The following is a 17,323-nucleotide window of genomic DNA, read 5'->3' as shown; positions in this document are numbered from 1 at the left end:
AAGGGAACTTGCGCACCACGCCGTTACTCGGCTGGCTATCACTTGGCTTTTATCAAGCGCCCCCCCAAGGCGCCCAAGTAGGCTCCTGATGTGCGTTATCCAGCAAAGGAGCAACACCATGAACCGCCCCGCGCCATCAAGAGTCCGTCTATATGACGAACAGGATCTGGACAGCGTGCTGCGCTCGATGGCCCGTCAGGCCTTGGCACGCCTGCCTGCGTCCGACGTAGCGCTGATAGGCATTCAGCGGCGAGGTGAGCCGTTGGCGCAGCGCCTGCAACTGCACCTGCAAGCACTGACCGGTGCTGCGCCATTGCCGCTCTACCCGATCAAGGTCAAGCGCTACGCGGACGACCTCAGCCTCCTGCATGCCCATACGCAACTCACCGAGAACCCTGAGCTCGCCAAGCTGGACCTTGCCGGCACCACCTTGCTGGTGGTCGATGACGTGCTCTACGAAGGGCACTCTCTGCTACGCACCTGTGCCTACCTCGCCGGACTGGGTGCGCGCCACATCATCAGCGCGGTACTTGTCGACCGCCACGTCTGCCGCCAACCGGTGCATGCCGATATCGTCGGCATTCACCTGCAGGTGGCGGCGCAGGATATCGTCGAATGCCAGGTTCCACCCTACGAAGGTCAATTCTGCGTGGAGGTGGTACGCCATGGCCGAACCAGCGATTGCGCCTGATTCAACTGCCGGGTGCGGGCTTGATGGTCAGGATGCTGCACGGTGCATGGCTGACAAGCCGCTCGGTGGTATCGCCGATCAGCTTGGCCCAACGCCTGGCCTGCACGGCGCCGACCACCACCACGTCGGCCCCCAGCGCAGCGATATGGGACTTGATGACGCGCAGTGGCGCACCTTCGCTGAAAAACCGATGACTGTGGGCGATGCCATGGGCATCGGCCAACGCATCGAACGGCAACTGCAGTGATTCACGCACTTCGTCCGCCCACGGGCCGGCGAGGTCAGGGTTGGCCAGCATGGCGATTGGCAGGTCGTACGCCGAAAGCAGGTGCAACTGGCCCTGGCATTGCATCGCCAGTTGCTGACCGGCAACGACCAGCGCGTCATTGAGCGGCGAGGGTTGCGAGACATCCACCGCAACCAGCACGTTACCTGGCATGGCCGGGGCATTCGCTGGCACGAACATCAACGGCACCTCGCTCGCATGCAACAGCACCTGGTCAAGCGAGGTCCGGGCCAGCTGATCGATCAGGGAACAGCCCGGGCAGGCCTTGATCACCAGATCAGGCGCGTAGCGGGCGATGCAGGCTGGCACCAGGTCGCGGGGATCGGCGGTTTCCACGGCCTCGAAACCTGGGCGTGCCCCCCTTGCCGGCTGTTCGTCGAGCAGCGCCTTGAGCTCTGTGCTGAAGTGCACGAAGGAAACGGAAGGCAGCGGGGTTGCCTGCAACTCGTGGCGCAGACGCAGTTCGCCGGGTTCATGGACACCCAGCACCTGCAGGGCGGCACCAGACGCCGCCGCCAGGGCCATGGCCCGGGACAGCGCGGCATTGGCCTGGGCCTCGGTCATGATCAGCAGGATCCGGCGATACGGGTTCATCGGGCACCTCCCGGCGCGGCTGCAGGTATGCGTATGCATGCCATTATCGGAGCCCAGGCTGGTTCGTTCTTGATAAAAATCAAGGCCCCCTGGCGCCATCGCGGCACCCTACGCCTGAGCCCGTATGCCTTCCCGGCGAGGGCCATCGCTGCGGAGGCCATCATGAACGCTTTGACGCGACTGCTACTGATCTGCCACCCGGACCTGCACCCCTCGCCAGCCATGGCGCGCGCCCAAGCGCTGGCCAAGGCCACAGGCGCCACCTTGCACCTGGTGGTGCTGAGCCAACTACCGTCACGCCTGATCACCCTTGACCAAATGCTGCGCAGCAGTGCCCGCAAGCAAGACGCCGAGCACCGCAAGGCATGGCTGCACGAGCAGGCGCAAGCGCTTGGCGAACAGGGCATTACCGCCTACCCCGAAACACTGGATGACGATGAGCCACTGAAGGACCTGATCCGCCTGGCACAGCTGCACCATGTGGAAATGCTGATCAAGGATATCCGCCACGAGACCGCCGTCAGCCGTGCCCTGCTCACGCCACTGGACTGGCAGTTGCTGCGCCGCTGCCCGATACCGTTGCACCTGGTGGCTCAGGCTGAGTCGGCGCTGCCTGCGCGGGTGCTGGCCGCCGTGGACCTGGTCGAGCACGACGCTGCGGTACACAGGTGCAACGACCATGTCCTGCAGGCTGCACAGGTGCTGGCGCAGCGCTGCAAGGCACAACTGCATGTGCTCCAGGCCTATGAACCGAGCCCTAGCTTCATGGCCTACGCCGCGGCACCGGTGGCATGGACCGATGAGGTGGTCGAAGAAGTGACAGGCAGGGCACGGGAACGCCTGACCCGCTTCGCGGACCACTACGGCATCAAGCCGGACCATTTGCACCTGATACGCGGGGCTGCCCGCAGTGTCGTCAGCGAATACGCCAATCAGCATGGCTTCGATGTGGTCGTCATGGGCACGCTTTACCATGAAGGGTTGACCAAGGTCATCGGCAGTACCACCGAGCAGACCCTGTACAAAGTGCATTCGAGCCTTCTGGCGATCCACGGTTGATTGACCGCCGGGTTGCCAGGCTCCGTGCTTGGGCAAACCGGCGGCCCACCTCAATCGCGATGCCAATCGACGCTCAGGTATCGCTCACTGTTGCTGTAGCGATAGCTGCAGGTGCCGTCATAAGCGGCTTCCAGGTCATGTCCGATACGGTTGGCCAGGTGCGTGCCAGTGGTGGTTGCCACCAGTTCGTCATCCTTGCAGTCGATGGCGATCAGCCGCTCGAGCACGTGGGTCTGGCGCTCTTGCTGTTCGGCATGGAGCATGAGCTGGCGAATCTCCTGCTCATGGGCCGTGAGGAAACGGCCCGACACGCGCACCTGGCCCGCTGCGGCATGGTCTTCGATGCGTCGGCAGGCTGGGCATACGGTCGACTCCAGCGGCCCGAGGCCGTTGGCCCCGTGCGGGTGCCATTCACCCTCGTGATAGACGGCGCCACATTGCGGGCAAAGCGCGTTGCCACTCGGGCGAAGGGGTATGGCGTAGGGGTCGAAGGGACGGGTTTTGAACAATTTGTCCTTGTGGCTTTTCTGATACTTGTCCATCGGCGTGCTCGCTGTACGGATTGTGAAGATCGCAGCCATTGGCATGCGCTGACCTGCACAGTGTCCGCCCATGGGCCACGCTGTACTTGATAATCGTCAAACCCAGCGGTGCCACGCCGCTTATGTTGCCGATAACGACCCGGGGAGTACTGCGCATGAACACCACAGCGCCATTGATGTTTGCATTGCAAGGGAGCGAGGGCTATGGCGATGCCGTTGCCCGACGCCTGGGCGTCACGCTGTCGGCACATGAAGAGCGAGACTATGAGGACGGCGAACACAAGTGCTGGCCCATGGACCCGGTCGAGGGGCGAAACGCCGTCGTTTTCCACTCACTTTATGGTGACACGCAGCACAGCGCTCACGACAAACTGTGCCGGCTACTGTTCTTCTGTGGTGCGCTCAAGGATGCTGGCGCCAGCCAGGTGACAGCCGTGACGCCCTATCTGTGCTACGGACGCAAGGACCGCAAGGTGGAATTTCAGGATTCGACCATTACCCTTCACGTGGCGCGCCTGATGGAAAGCTGCGGCATCGACCGGGTGGTGGCGCTGGATGTGCATAATCCCAGCGCGTTCGACAACGCCTACCGGATCCCGGCCTGGAACCTCACCTGCGCGCAGCTGTTTGCCGAGCGCCTGGCGCCGCTGCTTGCTGAGCAGGTCATCACGGTGGTGTCGCCGGACATGGGCGGTATCAAGCGCGCCGAACAGTTTCGCCAGGCACTGGCCCATTTGCTCGCGCGCCCGGTGGCCATGGCCATGGTGGAAAAGCACCGGCAACACACGCAGCTCAGCGGCGAGTGCCTGGTGGGGAATGTGGCTGGCAGCACGGTCGTGCTGTTTGACGACATGATCAGTACCGGCCAGACACTGTTGCGGGCCGCACACGCCTGCCATCGAGCTGGCGCATCCCGCATTCTGGCTGCTGCCACCCACGGTCTGTTCACCGCCGCAGGAACGCTGTTCGAAAGCGCGATGTTCGACCGCATCCTGGTCGCCGACAGCATCACGCCCTTTCGCCTGCCCGCCGCTTGCCGGGCCCAGCTGGACATCGTCGACAGCAGCGCCCTGGTCGCTGAGCGCCTCATGCCCATGGCGTAGCCAGCCGCACAGCCCTACACCACCAGGATATTGCAAGGCACCTGGTACAACACATGCTCGGTGGTGCTGCCGAACAGACGGTCCAGTCCCCGTGCGATGGGCCGGCCCATGACCAGCACGTCCACCGGCTGTGACTCGACGTATTCGCTGAGCACCGCGACCGGGCGGCCCAGCACGAAGTGGCGGCGTTCCGGTGGCGCGCCGAAGCGCTCGGCCAGTTTCTTGAAATCGTCCTCCAGCGCTTGGCGCAAAGGCGCGGCAATGTCACCGATGGCCCAGGCGGCATAGCCCATGTCGCCCATGTAGGCCATCGACAGATCGCAGGCGTGCAGCAGGTCCAGTTGCGCCCCTGTCTGCAAGGCCAAGGCACTGGCCTGCTGGACGATGCTGTCACTTCGGGCCTGCCCCTCAGCCGAGGTGTCGGCCACGTCCACCGCCGCCACGACCTGGCGCGGTAACGCCGGCCGGCTGGCACCGAGCAAGTAGACCGGGACCGGGCAGTGGCGCAACAGTTGCCAGTCCAGCGGCGTGAAGAACGCGCGCTTGAGCGCGGGCTCATGTTCGACCTGCTTGAGCAGCAGGTCCGGTTGCATCTCCATGACGTGCTGCAGGATGTCATCCTGCAGGTCATTGCTCCAGGCCACCTCGGTCGTCACCTGCACGCCAGAGGCGCGCAGCGCGTTCGCCTGGGTTTCCAGCTGTCGCTGCTGAGCAAGCCGGTAAGCCTCCCGCTCCGTTTGGTGCTTACCGGACTCCAGCAGCCAGAGTTTGTCCAGTGATTCGAGCAAGGCGACGATGTGCAGGCTGGCCGATGCGGATCGGGCCAGTGCAACGGCCTGCTCCAGGGCGACCGCCTGGTGCAGCATCGGGCGCATGATCAGCAACAGGCGTTGATAGTGGCTCATGATTGCCTCCAACGGTGGGCCGGCCTGATCACTCAGGTCGCTCGGGTTGCATCGACAAGGTCGGGGCTTTTCGCCGGACGCGATTGACCGCTGCTGCCAGCATCCGGCTAACGCCGCCCTTGGCGCTTGATCTAAATCAAGCGTGCGATCCCTGTTACGGAGCTCACTGTCGGTCAAGGTACCGATACAAGGCTTCTTCCTGGTCGAAATGCAGTTTCGCCAGGGTATCCAGGCGTATGAGCTGGTGCTGGATTTCGTCTGCGCTCGGGTGGGCGGCGGCCTGGGTGAAATCCTCGCTCATGCGCGTCAGCAAATGGATCAGCCTGAACATTTCCCGGTGGGTATGGCTGAGCGGCGAGAGCGGATCCTCGCCCCCCATGTAGCGGCTCAACAAAGGGTATAGCCGCTGCTCGTCGTCCCGCTCATGGCGCTCCAGCAAGCCATGCAGGGCGGCGACCAGGCGCCCGAGGTCGGCCCGCGCCTGCTGTGCAGGGCGGCTGGCAAAATCCCGCGCCATCTGGCTCAGTTCGCTCAACAACCCGTCCAGCTGCCGATGCTCGTCCTGCATGCGCTGCAGGCTGGCGGCCGGCAGCCCGTTGCGGCCATCGCCGGCAACCGGGCCGAGGGCGCGCAGGGCATTGAGGATGATCAACAGGTCGATGCCTTCCTGCAGTACTGCCCCCATCACCGCAGGCAGGTAGCCGGCCGCAGCGCACAGCATGGCCAGCAGCGAGAGGCTCATGCCCACCCACACGCCTTGGCGGGCAATGCGCACGGCGTGTCGGGCGATGTCGAGCGCTTCGATCAAGCGATCCAGCCTGTCGACCAGCAAGACCACGCCGGCTGACTGCGCCGAGGCCGTCACGCCGGACGCACCCATGGCAACCCCGACATCGGCAGCAGCCAGTGCCGGCGCATCATTGATGCCATCCCCGACCATCAGCGTGGGGCCTTTTTGGCGACCTTCCTGAACCAGGCGGACCTTGTCCTGTGGTGAAAGGCCAGAGCGAAGCGCATCGATACCCGCCGTCAATGCGATCATTTGCGCCGTCTGGGGGCGGTCGCCAGTCAGCATGACAATCTTGTCGATCCCACGTGCTCGAAGCCGGCGCAGGGTCTGGGGTGTTTCCCGTCGCACATCGTCGGCCAGCCGCAGCATTGCTTTCAGTTCGCCATCCACGGCGACGAAACTGCCACTGCTGGCCAGATAGTCCAACTGCCGCAAGCACGCCTGTGCCCAATGGCCCGCATCCCTGCCCTGCTGCACGTAAGCCAGCAGCCCCAAGCGCAGGCCTTTGCCTTGCACCTGGCCGGCCAACCCTTGGCCTGGAGCCTCCTGCACCTGTTCCGGCGCCGTCAGGGCAAGGCCCCGCGCGAGGGCAGCGTCGACAATAGCCCGAGCGATCGGATGGGTGGATGCCTGGGCCAATGACGCGGCCCACTGCAAGACCTGCAGCGGCGCGCCCTCCCCGTTGAGTTCGATCGATTGCAAGCGAGCGTGACCGCTGGTCAAGGTTCCGGTCTTGTCGAGAAAGACCTGGCGGACCCCGGCAAGCGCCTCCAGGACCGCGCCATCGCGCACCAGAATGCTACGCCGCGCCGCTCGCGAGATGCCCGACAGCACGGCAATCGGCACCGCCAATATCAGCGGGCAGGGCGTGGCGACCACCAGCACCGCCAGCACGCGCTGCGGGTCGCCACTGGCCCACCAGGCAAGCGCGGCGATCAGCAACGTCAGCGGGATGAAGGCCAGCGCGTAGCGGTCAGCCAGGCGCACGAAGGGCGCCCGTGACTGGCGTGCCGTCTCGGCCAGGCGCACGATGCCGGCATAGGTGCTTTGCGCCGCGGTCTGCGTGGCCACCAGCAGCAACGGCGCGCCGACGTTGCACACCCCGCTGGCCACCGACTCGCCGCAATGGCGAGTGACGGGTAACGACTCCCCGGTCAGTGCCGCCTCGTCCAGCGTGGCCAGTGGACTCTGCAGGCGCCCGTCCACTGGCACGATTTCACCCAGGCGCACCAGCACGGCCTGACCTGGCCTGACCTGGTCCACCGCAACCTCACGCAGCCCGTCCTGTTCCTGGATCCAGGCACGTTGCGGCGCGCGGTCGATCAGCGCGCGCAGTTCGCGCTCGGCATGACGCACGCTGAACGCTTCAAGTGCGCGGCCAGTGGCCAGCATCAGCGCCACCACCGCAGCCACCAGCATGTTCTCCAGGGCCAGCGCGGCGCCGATCGACAACAAGGCAATCAGGTCGATACCCGCCTCCCCCCGGGCCAGGCGCCTGAGCATTTCCACCGCCAGGACCCCGGCCATGACCAGGCCGCCAGTGGCCCAGGCCAGCGCGGCCCAGGCAGGCCGCTGCGCCACGTAGGCCAGGCCGCCAGTCAGCAAGGCCAGCAGGCAGATCCCCAACAGTGCCGGGTCGAGCCATCGACGTGGCATGGCGGGCTACTTGCGTCTGGCCTGTTGGCGCAGTTGCTGCACCTCGTCCTGAGCCTGGGTTGCCCGCCGTAGTGCCTCGTTGGCAGTCTGCTCGACCAGATCGATGCGGTAACACACCTGATCGGCGCGCAACCTCGCGGTGGCGGCATTGTTCTCCGCCGACTCCAGGCGCGCATCGTATTCCTCGGCGCGCCACGCCGTGCAGCCTGAAACAGTAATCAGCAGCAGGCTTGCCCACCCGCAAAGCACATAACGTCGCATATCCGTACCCTCATGCATGCCCAGGACACGCTGAGTATCGATGGCGGCGTGCGCCGCAGCCTGACATTTGTCAATCGCGTTGGCCGGCACAAGGGTAGAAACAAGGACTCAGGGCACTTCAGCCCCTCCCCTGTCCGCTATCGGAGCCGATCATGAACGACCTTGACCTGCGAGACCTTGTGCTCGAAGAGCTGGAATTCAAACCTGATATCAATGCCGCCAGCATCGGCGTGACGGTGCAGGACGGTGTGGTGACCCTCTCCGGGCACGTCAACAGCTACGCCCAGAAAGTCAGTGCCGAGCGCACGGTCAAGGCCATGAAAGGCGTGCGCGGCCTGGCCGAGGAAATCGAGGTACGCCTGAACAAACTCGAAGGGACCGCTGACGACACGATTGCCAGCCGTGCCCTGAACATCATCGCCTGGAGCTCGGACGCCAACGTGGAGGGCATCAAGGTCACCGTGCAAAAAGGGACGGTAACCCTGGAAGGCCAACTCGATTGGCAATACCAGAAGGAGGTGATCGAACAGGCGGTCTGGCGCCTGTCGGGCGTGGTGGGCGTGCACAACCGCATCACCCTCAAGGCCCGCGCCGACGCGGTCGATATCAAGCGCCACATCGAAGACGCACTCAAGCGCAGCGCCGAAATCCAGGCCGAAGGCATCCGCGTCACGGTCAACGGTGGCGTGGTCAAGCTGGAAGGCAAGGTGCATTTGTTGCGCGAGCGAGAAGTGGTCGAGCGTGCGGCCTGGTCGGTGCCGGGCGTGAGCAAGGTCGAAGATTATCTGTTGATCGCCTAGCGCCGCCGCGCCGAGGAGAGATGGCCATGAACAAGGATCAGCCCTGGAAGCTCTACTTCCTGGCAGTCGGCCTGGCGGTGCTGGCTGCCGTGCAGTTCGGCCTGTTCAACCAGCCAGCCGTGCAAGCCATCCCTTACAGCCAGTTCCTGCAATTGCTCGATCAGCAGAAGGTCAGCGACCTGCATATCGAGCACGACCGCATCCTCGGCAGGCTGCAGGAACCGATCGATGGCCACTCGGTGTTCTCCACCGTGCGCGTCGACCCGGCACTGAGCGAGCAGCTGGGGCGCTCTGGGGTGGCCTTCTCTGGCGTCGTCGAGGACAGCACGCTAGCGACCGTGGTGGGCGCGTTGATGCCGCTGCTGATGATGTTGGTGCTGTGGTACTTCCTGTTTCATGGCCTGGGGCAGAAACAAGGGCTGGGCGGGTTGATGGGGGTGGGCAAGTCGCGCGCGCGGGTCTATGTCGAACATGACACCCAGGTGACCTTCGCCGACGTGGCCGGTATCGACGACGTCAAGGGCGAGCTGACCGAGATCGTGTCCTTCCTGAAAAACAAGGCGTGGTATGCGCGCCTTGGCGCCCATGTGCCCAAGGGCACGTTGCTGGTAGGCCCACCCGGCACCGGCAAGACCCTGGTCGCCAAGGCCATCGCAGGGGAAGCGGCGGTGCCGTTCTTCTCGATCTCCGGCTCGGAATTCGTGGAGATGTTCGTCGGCGTGGGTGCCGCGCGGGTGCGCGACCTCTTCAACCAGGCCCGCCAAGCCGCACCTTGCATCATTTTCATCGACGAACTGGATGCCCTGGGCAAGATGCGCGGCATCGGCAGCTTTGGCGGCAATGACGAGAAAGAACAAACCCTCAATCAGTTGCTCGCCGAGCTCGACGGCTTCGACCCGCGTGAAGGCGTGGTGCTGCTGGCAGCGACCAATCGCCCGGAAGTGCTGGACCCGGCGCTGCTGCGTGCCGGGCGCTTCGACCGGCAGATCCTTATCGACCGGCCCGACCGCAAGGGCCGCCTGGCGATCCTGAAAGTCCACCTGCACAAGATCATCTACAAGAACGACCTGGACTGCGAGCGGATTGCCGAGATCACCCCGGGCCTGACCGGCGCCGACCTGGCCAACCTGGTCAACGAGGCGGCCATCGTTGCCACCCGGCGCTCCAGCCAGTGGGTCGAGTTGCAGGATTTCACCGCGGCGGTCGAGCGCCTGGTGGCAGGCGTCGAGCGCAAAGGCAGCGTGTTGCGCAGCGACGAGCGCCAGGTGGTGGCCTACCACGAAATGGGCCATGCCCTGGCCGCCAGCAGCCTGCCGGCGATGGACCCGGTACACAAGGTGTCGATCATTCCCCGCGCCGCGGGTTCACTGGGCTACACCCTGCAACGGCCAACCGATGACCGCTACCTGATCAGCACCCAGATGCTGCGCGACCGCCTGGTCGTGCTGATGGCCGGGCGCGCCGCCGAACACCTTGCATTCGGCCAGGTCTCCACGGGTGCCGCCGACGACCTCGGGCGCGCCACCGACATCGCCCGCCAGCTGGTCACCCGCTTCGGCATGAGCCCGGCGCTGGGCCAGGCGGTGCTGGAGCGCCAGCAAGCCGGCTATCTGGGCGATTCGGTGTTGCGCCAGGAGCGCAAGGACTACTCGGAGCAAACCGCGCGCGAGATCGACCTCGCTGTCCGCGGCTTGCTAGAAGAAGCCTATGGCCGGGCGCGGGCTTTGCTGGAGCAGCGCCGCAACGACCTGGACGCAGGCGCGCGTCTGTTGCTGGCCAAGGAGACCATCACCCCCGAAGAATTCCCGGCGTTGCAACCGCAGGCCAATGAGCCCGCCACCTATGTGTTGGTCGATGTCAGCAAATGAACCGTCAATCCTGGCCAGGATACCCGCCATGCTCTCTGTGACACTGATCAACATGCTGGTGGTGATCCTGGTGGTGATCATTCACTACGAATGCCTGCTGCGCCTGAATGACTGGCTACCACAGCTCAAGGTCTGGAGCCGTTTTCGCATCGTGGCGGGTGTATTCGGCGCACTGCTGGCGCACGCCCTGGAGGTGTGGTGCTTCGCCCTGGCCTATTACCTGATGGCGCATGCCCCAGGCTGGGGCACGCTCAGCGGCAATTTTGACGGGAGTTTGCTGGACTGCGTGTATTTTTCCTTCACCACCTATACCACGATAGGCTTCGGCGACATCGCGCCAACCGGCCATCTGAAATACCTCACCGGCCTGCAGGCCTTGACGGGCCTGGTGCTGATCACCTGGACCGCCTCGTTCCTGTTCCTCGAAATGCAGAAGTACTGGAAGGCCAAATAGTGGCCGAGCGGCCAGGTGCCTATGCGCAGCATCAGATCAGAGAGCTTCGCCGCGAAGGTCCTCCTCGCGCCGACTCTGCTGACGGATCAGCAACGACAACTCATGCAGGTGGTCCGCCAGCAGCCCTACCAGATCGTCCGCCGTGACAATCCCGACCAGCAGGCCGAAGTCATCGACCACCGGAATGCGTCGGATGTTGGCGCGTCGCATGTTCAGGATGACATCGAACAGGTCCTCGTTCTGGTTGGCGGTGATCAGAGGCCGGGGCAGCACATCGACTGCCTGCAGGTCTTCCTGATCCGGTGTGTTGCGTGCAAGGATCCGCAACGCCAGGTCGCGGTCGGTGATCAGGCCGATGGGCCGGCAACGGTCGCGGTCGACAGGTTCGGCCAGTATCAGGTCGCCGACATGGTACTGGCTCATCATGCGTGCGGCGGCGTTGATGGAGATAGACGGTGGCGCGGTGACCACATCACGGTTGCAGTATTTGCCAATGGACATCGTGCTCTACCTCTAGAAGGCGGAGCATCCATGCTCCTGAATGGGGGATCGATTCGATCAATTGCTGTTTTTGATCGGTATGACCTTTTCCGGATGGATGGCTTCGGCGCGTTTGGGCAGGTGCACCAGCAGCACGCCCTTGTTGAACTGGGCGTTGATCTTCTCGGCGTCGACTTCACGGGGCAGCTGGAAGACCCGCTCGAAGCTGCCGTAATGGCGCTCGGAGAGGTGATATTCCTTGCGCTTTTCGTCCACTTCTTCGTGTTTCTCGCCGCGGATCACCAGGTTGCCGTTGGCGAGCTTGATCTCGATGTCCTTGTCGTCAACGCCGGGCAACTCGGCGCTGATGCGGTACTCCTCGGCCAGTTCGCTGATGTCCATGGCAGGCATGCCGTGGGTGAACAGGTCACGCCGCCAGAAAGGTTCAACATCGAACGGCGTGTGGCTGAACGGCATACGCATCGGCCGCCGGCCAAAGTCTTCGAACAGGCTGTCGATCTGACGGCGCAATTGCTGGAAGGGCCGCCAAAGCTCCGAGGATTCGACGCTGGGCGGCGACCCTTTGGCGGGCTGGGTGGCAACTGGGGTGACCGGCACTTTCTTGGCAACTTCTGACATGGCGACCTCCTAGAATGAGTAATGCCTCCCAGGGAGACGTCACGAGCATGTGCCGCGGGGCAGCCCCCCGTTTGACCTTTATCAACAGCGTGGCGCTCCTTCCGCCCGCCGGTTTGATCCTGGTCAAAATGCCGCACTGGCCACGGCCTAGGCTGATATCAGCAAGACATAATTACCGTGCGAGGCAGCCATGAACCGGGAGGGTGGTGCCAGCGTCCGCTTGCTGCAAACGTTGCCGGGCCCGGGCATCCAGCAATTCCTGCGCCTGGCCCTTGGCAGCCAGCCATGCAGCGAGGCTATGGCTGGCCAATACTGCGTGCTCAGCCGTCGTGACGAGTGCTGGCCATGCAGCTACGTGAGCCTGCCTGGCGTGACCGGGCAATTCATCGTCAGCACCCACAGTACGCAGCCCTTGGGTCGGGCGGGGGACCTGTTCGACTATTCCGGGCCGCTTGGCAGCGCCTGGCCGCTGCCCCTGCAAAGTTCAAGGTTGCTGGCCATCAGTCGCGCCGATGGCCTGCTGCCCTTGCTGGGCGCGCTGGATGAGATTCGCTGCTGGCTGCCCTGGGTACAATTGCAGCTGTCACATGACGGTATTGCGGCTGAAGTGCTGCCTGACGATTGTCAAACCTGGCTGACGGCACTGTCGCCACTGCCGCGTGACAGCGGCGGCGGGTGGCAAACCAGGCGCTTGCTGACCACCTTCCACCCGGACACGGTGTACTGTTGCGCACCGCCACAGGTGGCGCGCCAAGTCGCCCGGCTATGCTGGCAAACAGGCGTGGCCGCGCAGCGCATCTGGATACGCACGGATCATCTGCCACGCCCGATCTGGGTTGGGCACAACCCCGAAAGCTGGCCTGTGCAACGTTATGACCGGGTGCTTGCCGCACTCAAGTGGGCTCCTCCAGGCGGGTCAGGTTGACCAGGCCTTGCATGTCGACGAGCCTGACCTCACGCCCAGCGCATTGCAGGAAACCTGAATGGACGAAGCGGCTGAACAGTCGGCTGACCGTTTCCAGCGTGAGGTCCAGGTAGTTGGCGATATCACCACGAGACATCGGCAGGTTGAACACATCCGCCCGCAATCCTCGCGCCTGGTAACGCGTCGACATGCCCAGCAGGAAGATCGCCAGCCGCTGGTCGGCTCGCCCGTGGCAGCAGCGCAGGTGCTCGTCCTTGCCCTGGATCCCCAGGCTGAGCATGTGCAGCAACTGGTAGCGCAGCCCCGGAATCTGGCCGGACAGGTCCACCAGCTGGTCCAGCCTGATGGAGCACACCAGCGAGATTTCCAAGGCCATGGCATAGCTTCGGTAATGACTGGCACCAATAGCGTCCAGCCCCAGCATTTCCCCCGGCAGGATGAAGCCGCTCACCCGTTCGGTGCCCTCGGTATCGAGCAGAAAATTCTTGATCGCCCCGGAGCGCAGGGCAAATACGTGCTCCATGGGCTCATTGGCCTTGAACAGGTACTCACCCCGCTTCAACGGGCGGTTACGGCGGACGATTCGTTCCAGTTTGTCCACTTCGTCAGCACTGAGGCTGGCGGGCAGGCAAAGCCGGCTCAACGAGCACGCAAGGCACTTCACATGGGGCCTTGCCCCCATTTCCGCAGAGCCTGACATGACGATGCCTCCGCTTTTTTGCAGGTGGGCATCTATTCAAGTTAGCGGCTCCACTAAAAGTTGGCCGCAAGACCGACCAAGGGTCGGACGCACGCGTGAAGCAATTGACAACGGTCAAGTCAGCGCAGGGCCCGGTGCCGAAACTGGACTTCCTTGTTCATTCGACACAGAGGACATTGCCATGGCGCCTACCGAGACTTCCCGAGTACATATAACGCCTTCGTTTCCCAAGCCTTCGGGTGAACACTGGATCGAAGCCCTTGATAACGGCGTTCACGTGTTGATCAGGCCCTTGCAGGCCCAGGACCGAGAACGCGAAAAAGCCTTCATTGAGCGGCTGTCACCCGAGTCGCGGCATTTCCGCTTCCTGTGCCAGCTCAGGGAGCCCGGTGAGGCCATGCTCGACCAGCTGATGAAGGTCGACCAGGATGGCCAGGCGGCCTACGTCGCCCTCGCCCACGTTGATGGCGAATTGCAGGAAGTGGGCATTTCCCGCTACGCCACCGCCAGCGGCAAGGATGAGTGCGAATGCGCCGTTACCGTCATGGACAGCTGGCAGCACCATGGCCTGGGGCGCCTGCTGCTCAAGCACCTGACCGACCATGCCCGGGCCAAGGGCTTGCGGCAGATGTATTCAATCGACGCAGCAGCCAACCAGGCGATGCGCGATCTGGCCAAGGCGGCGGGGTTCACCACCGCCGCTGACCCGGATGACCCCAGCCAAGTCATTCACCGGCTCTCCCTGATCTGACCCTGGGCCGCCGCACCCTGACGGGTCAAGGCGCGGCGGCCCGACTACGGAAGCATCCCCATGAACGGCCCTTCGAAGAAATTGATGGAAAAACTCTACGGCAAGCAGTATCAGGTCGACACTGCCGATATTGCCCCGGTGCTTCATCAATACGCCGAACCCTTGCCAGACCTGGATACACCGGCATTCGCAGCCCTGTTCGACCGCTACGCTGACGCGCGGGTCATCCTGCTGGGCGAGGCGAGCCACGGCAGCAGCGAGTTCTATCGCGCGCGAGCGGCGATCACTCGGCGCCTGATCGAACAGCATGGTTTCAACATCGTCGCCGTCGAGGCCGACTGGCCGGATGCCGGGCATATCGATCAGTACGTTCGCGGCTTGGCGCATTCAGCGTGGAAACGCCATATTTTCAGCCGTTTTCCGACCTGGATGTGGCGCAACAGCGAAGTCAAAGCCTTCGCCCATTGGCTGCACGGCCACAACCGCCTGCTGCCCACCGACCATCGCGTGGAATTCCGTGGCCTGGATGTCTATAGCCTGCGCAACTCCATCCATGAAGTGCTGGCGTATCTGGACCGGGTCGATCCGCACCTGGCCCATGAGGCTCGCCGCCGCTATGGTTGCCTGACGCCTTGGCAGGACGACCCCGCACTGTATGGGCACTTTGTCGAGCGCGGTGGCGTCATGCCTTGCGAGCAACCGGTGATCCAGCAGTTGAATGTGATGCTCGCCGAGCAACTGTCAGGGCTTGTCCGCAATGACGAAGCCTTCTTCAACGCAACGCAGAACGCCCGCGTCATCATCGCCGCGGAACAGTACTACCGCGCCATCTACCGAGGATCGACGGCTTCCTGGAACCTGCGCGACCGGCACATGTTCGATACCTTGCGCGCGCTGCTGGAGCACCGTGGGCCCCATGCCAAAGCGGTGGTCTGGGCACACAACTCCCATATCGGCAATGCCGGTGCCACGGAAATGGGCTGGAAAGGCCAGTTCAACATCGGCCAGCTTTGCCGCAGCGCTTTCGGGCATGACGCGGTGCTGATCGGCATGGCCACAGACCGCGGCCAAGTGGCCGCCGCCGATGACTGGGACGGCGACATGCAGATCAAGGACATCCGCCCGTCGCGCAGCGACAGCTGGGAGCACCAGTTCCGCCTCGCAGGCGTGCCGGCCTGCCTGAGCGACTGGCGCGACCCACAGCGCAAGGAGCTGCGCCATGTGTTGTCCACGGCGCTACTCGAACGCGCCATCGGTGTCATCTATCGCCCCGAGAGCGAACGGCTGAGCCACTACTTCGAAGCGGTGCTGGCCGAGCAGTTCGATGCGCTGCTGTGGTTCGAGCAGACCCAGCCAGTGACTGCCCTGCCCTTGCCGAAACAACAGCATCTTGAGCCTGAGGACGAAACCTATCCATTTGGTGTTTGAGGGGGCCGAGGCTCGGCGAGCTCTGCAGCGTGCAGCAGTGCCAGCACCTGCTCGTCCGACGTCTGCGGGAAATCCTGATACCAGTAACCCACCGAAACCATCTGCTCGGGGACCAGCGGGCACACCAGCTCATCCACTTCACCGTACAGCGCTTCAAGCGTTTCTGGCGGTGCGACCGGGACAGCGACCACGATCCGCGCCGGTGACTGGGCGCGTGCCGCCTGGACAGCTGCCCTCATCGAGGCCCCGGTCGCCAGGCCATCATCGATGAGAATCACCACCTGACCCTTGAGTTGCAGGGCTGGCCGCCCTCCCCGGTAGGCCCGCTCGCGCCGGGCCAGCTCCTCGGTTTCCCTGGCAACCACGGCGTCGAACAACGCGGGGTCTACCGGATAGGCCCGCAGCATGTCGTCATTGAGGAAGGTTACTCCGCCGCTGGCGATCGCCCCCATGGCGAACTCGGGGTGAAACGGCATGCCGAGCTTGCGCACCACCAGCAGGTCCAGGCGGACGTTGAGGGCGGTCGCGACTTCGTAGGCCACCGGAACACCACCACGCGGCAGTGCGAGCACGATCACGTCGGGCCTGCCCGCGTAGCGGGCCAGTGGCTCGACCAGGCATCGGCCAGCCTGGGTACGGTCGGCAAACAAGGTTGGCAAGGCAAGATCATGGGACATGAACACCTCCCGCGCCGTAATGGGCGCCTGACATTTCAGCTGCCGATGGGGGCCGTTGATGGCTTCAAGGCGTGACTGCACGCCCCTCCTCGGGCACCAGGTCGAACTGCGCGAGGCAACGCTGCTCATCAGCGGGGGTCAGCGCCTTCAGGCCGCTCACTTCCTGCATGGGCGTTTCGAACAGGGCCAGGCGCAACACCCCATTGCGCTGCAGAAAGGTCTGAGCCAGGCACGTGCACACGGGTTTGCCGACCAGCGCAGCGAGCTTGTCATCCTCGGGTACGTCGACCTGGGCCTGCAGGTTGGCCGTGCAATTTTCCACGATCTGCGCCACGGAGCGCCCCGCCAGCCACACAGTGCCAGCACCGAGCAGGACCAGGAGCAGCAACACACTCATCAACCTGTTCGATTCCTGGGTGATTGAACGGAGCAACGCCAGCCTGGCCTGCCAACCCGTCTGCTGGCCATTGAAAATGGCCTTGCCGACCGTGCGTTTGACGCCCCGCTGCACCGCCCACCCCAGCGCCACACTCAACGCCAGCAGGCTCAGGAGCACCGCCGGATCGCGCATGGGCATGCGCCAGCTCGCGCTCAAGGCGCGATAGACGGACGCGGCGACGAGTAAAGCGACGATAGTCACGATCCAACCCAGGCTGCCCCTGGGCCTGTGCAACCAGGCCCGCAGTTTGGCCCTTGCTTGCGTACTCATGATTC

General features: G+C 64.0%; 19 protein-coding genes. 9 read left to right on the top strand and 10 right to left on the bottom strand.

The window, feature by feature from the left end; translation table 11 throughout:
* Positions 1–118: 118 nt before the first annotated feature.
* Positions 119–691 (top strand): bifunctional pyr operon transcriptional regulator/uracil phosphoribosyltransferase, encoded by a 573-nt coding sequence (locus F6X59_RS22770; RefSeq protein WP_152958238.1) that lies wholly within the window; start codon positions 119–121, stop codon positions 689–691.
* A 1-nt stretch (position 692) separates the two neighbouring features.
* Here F6X59_RS22770 and F6X59_RS22765 read toward each other — a convergent pair whose 3' ends face one another.
* Entirely contained in the window at positions 693–1,571 is an 879-nt protein-coding gene (locus F6X59_RS22765) for a universal stress protein (protein ID WP_059394887.1), read from the bottom strand.
* Positions 1,572–1,733: 162 nt separating this feature from the next.
* Here F6X59_RS22765 and F6X59_RS22760 point away from each other — a divergent pair, with 162 nt between their 5' ends.
* Complete coding sequence (locus F6X59_RS22760; RefSeq protein WP_152958237.1) at positions 1,734–2,630, top strand: universal stress protein; 897 nt, start codon at positions 1,734–1,736, stop codon at positions 2,628–2,630.
* A gap of 50 nt (positions 2,631–2,680) precedes the next feature.
* Here the strand turns inward: F6X59_RS22760 and F6X59_RS22755 are convergent, their stop codons facing one another.
* On the bottom strand, positions 2,681–3,172 hold the full coding sequence (locus F6X59_RS22755) for a BCAM0308 family protein (protein ID WP_152958236.1): 492 nt from the start codon (positions 3,170–3,172) through the stop codon (positions 2,681–2,683).
* 155 nt (positions 3,173–3,327) lie between these two features.
* Between F6X59_RS22755 and F6X59_RS22750 the strand changes: the two genes are divergently transcribed.
* The gene (locus tag F6X59_RS22750) at positions 3,328–4,275 is read left to right on the top strand and encodes a ribose-phosphate pyrophosphokinase (protein ID WP_152958235.1); all 948 of its coding nucleotides are present in this window, start codon (positions 3,328–3,330) and stop codon (positions 4,273–4,275) included.
* Positions 4,276–4,289: 14 nt separating this feature from the next.
* Here the strand turns inward: F6X59_RS22750 and F6X59_RS22745 are convergent, their stop codons facing one another.
* From F6X59_RS22745 to F6X59_RS22735, 3 genes are all read right to left on the bottom strand, one after another.
* Entirely contained in the window at positions 4,290–5,180 is an 891-nt protein-coding gene (locus F6X59_RS22745) for a universal stress protein (RefSeq protein WP_152958234.1), read from the bottom strand.
* A gap of 163 nt (positions 5,181–5,343) precedes the next feature.
* On the bottom strand, positions 5,344–7,626 hold the full coding sequence (locus F6X59_RS22740; RefSeq protein ID WP_152958233.1) for a heavy metal translocating P-type ATPase: 2,283 nt from the start codon (positions 7,624–7,626) through the stop codon (positions 5,344–5,346).
* 6 nt (positions 7,627–7,632) lie between these two features.
* Positions 7,633–7,887 carry an outer membrane lipoprotein OprI gene (locus tag F6X59_RS22735; protein WP_110634624.1) on the bottom strand — a complete coding sequence of 85 codons (255 nt, stop codon included), beginning with the start codon at positions 7,885–7,887 and terminating at the stop codon, positions 7,633–7,635.
* Positions 7,888–8,039: 152 nt separating this feature from the next.
* Here F6X59_RS22735 and F6X59_RS22730 point away from each other — a divergent pair, with 152 nt between their 5' ends.
* The 3 genes from F6X59_RS22730 to F6X59_RS22720 are packed head-to-tail and all read left to right on the top strand — an operon-like array spanning position 8,040 to position 11,009.
* The gene (locus tag F6X59_RS22730) at positions 8,040–8,687 is read left to right on the top strand and encodes a BON domain-containing protein (protein WP_027917283.1); all 648 of its coding nucleotides are present in this window, start codon (positions 8,040–8,042) and stop codon (positions 8,685–8,687) included.
* Between the two features lie 26 nt (positions 8,688–8,713).
* Positions 8,714–10,555: an ATP-dependent zinc metalloprotease FtsH gene (gene ftsH, locus F6X59_RS22725; protein ID WP_152958232.1), complete on the top strand. Its 1,842-nt coding sequence runs from the start codon at positions 8,714–8,716 to the stop codon at positions 10,553–10,555.
* 28 nt (positions 10,556–10,583) lie between these two features.
* Positions 10,584–11,009 (top strand): potassium channel family protein, encoded by a 426-nt coding sequence (locus F6X59_RS22720; RefSeq protein ID WP_152958231.1) that lies wholly within the window; start codon positions 10,584–10,586, stop codon positions 11,007–11,009.
* 36 nt (positions 11,010–11,045) lie between these two features.
* On the opposite strand, the gene F6X59_RS22715 is transcribed toward F6X59_RS22720, so the two are convergent.
* Entirely contained in the window at positions 11,046–11,510 is a 465-nt protein-coding gene (locus F6X59_RS22715) for a CBS domain-containing protein (RefSeq protein WP_152958230.1), read from the bottom strand.
* A 57-nt stretch (positions 11,511–11,567) separates the two neighbouring features.
* A complete protein-coding gene (locus F6X59_RS22710; protein WP_152958229.1) occupies positions 11,568–12,128 on the bottom strand; it encodes an Hsp20/alpha crystallin family protein in 561 nt (186 codons plus the stop codon).
* Between the two features lie 190 nt (positions 12,129–12,318).
* Between F6X59_RS22710 and F6X59_RS22705 the strand changes: the two genes are divergently transcribed.
* The gene (locus F6X59_RS22705) at positions 12,319–13,053 is read left to right on the top strand and encodes a hypothetical protein (RefSeq protein ID WP_152958228.1); all 735 of its coding nucleotides are present in this window, start codon (positions 12,319–12,321) and stop codon (positions 13,051–13,053) included.
* On the opposite strand, the gene fnrB is transcribed toward F6X59_RS22705, so the two are convergent.
* On the bottom strand, positions 13,022–13,753 hold the full coding sequence (fnrB, locus tag F6X59_RS22700) for a Crp/Fnr family transcriptional regulator FnrB (RefSeq protein ID WP_152958227.1): 732 nt from the start codon (positions 13,751–13,753) through the stop codon (positions 13,022–13,024). The genes F6X59_RS22705 and fnrB overlap by 32 nt on opposite strands.
* 181 nt (positions 13,754–13,934) lie before the next feature.
* On the opposite strand from fnrB, the gene F6X59_RS22695 reads away from it, so the two are divergent.
* On the top strand, positions 13,935–14,504 hold the full coding sequence (locus F6X59_RS22695; RefSeq protein ID WP_152958226.1) for a GNAT family N-acetyltransferase: 570 nt from the start codon (positions 13,935–13,937) through the stop codon (positions 14,502–14,504).
* Between the two features lie 60 nt (positions 14,505–14,564).
* Positions 14,565–15,932, top strand: a complete 1,368-nt coding sequence (locus F6X59_RS22690; RefSeq protein ID WP_152958225.1) for an erythromycin esterase family protein — start codon at positions 14,565–14,567, stop codon at positions 15,930–15,932.
* Here the strand turns inward: F6X59_RS22690 and F6X59_RS22685 are convergent.
* Together F6X59_RS22685 and F6X59_RS22680 are read right to left on the bottom strand one after the other, a co-directional pair.
* Entirely contained in the window at positions 15,914–16,609 is a 696-nt protein-coding gene (locus F6X59_RS22685) for a phosphoribosyltransferase (protein ID WP_152958224.1), read from the bottom strand. The genes F6X59_RS22690 and F6X59_RS22685 overlap by 19 nt on opposite strands.
* A gap of 64 nt (positions 16,610–16,673) precedes the next feature.
* A complete protein-coding gene (locus tag F6X59_RS22680; RefSeq protein ID WP_152958293.1) occupies positions 16,674–17,180 on the bottom strand; it encodes a hypothetical protein in 507 nt (168 codons plus the stop codon).
* Between the last annotated feature and the right edge of the window lie 143 nt (positions 17,181–17,323).

Origin of the sequence: Pseudomonas sp. MN1F (genome assembly GCF_009391885.1) — a bacterium.
GTDB lineage: Bacteria > Pseudomonadota > Gammaproteobacteria > Pseudomonadales > Pseudomonadaceae > Aquipseudomonas.
The sequence above is the reverse complement of the archived record's forward strand: the minus strand, read 5'-3'. Positions and strand labels throughout refer to the sequence as shown.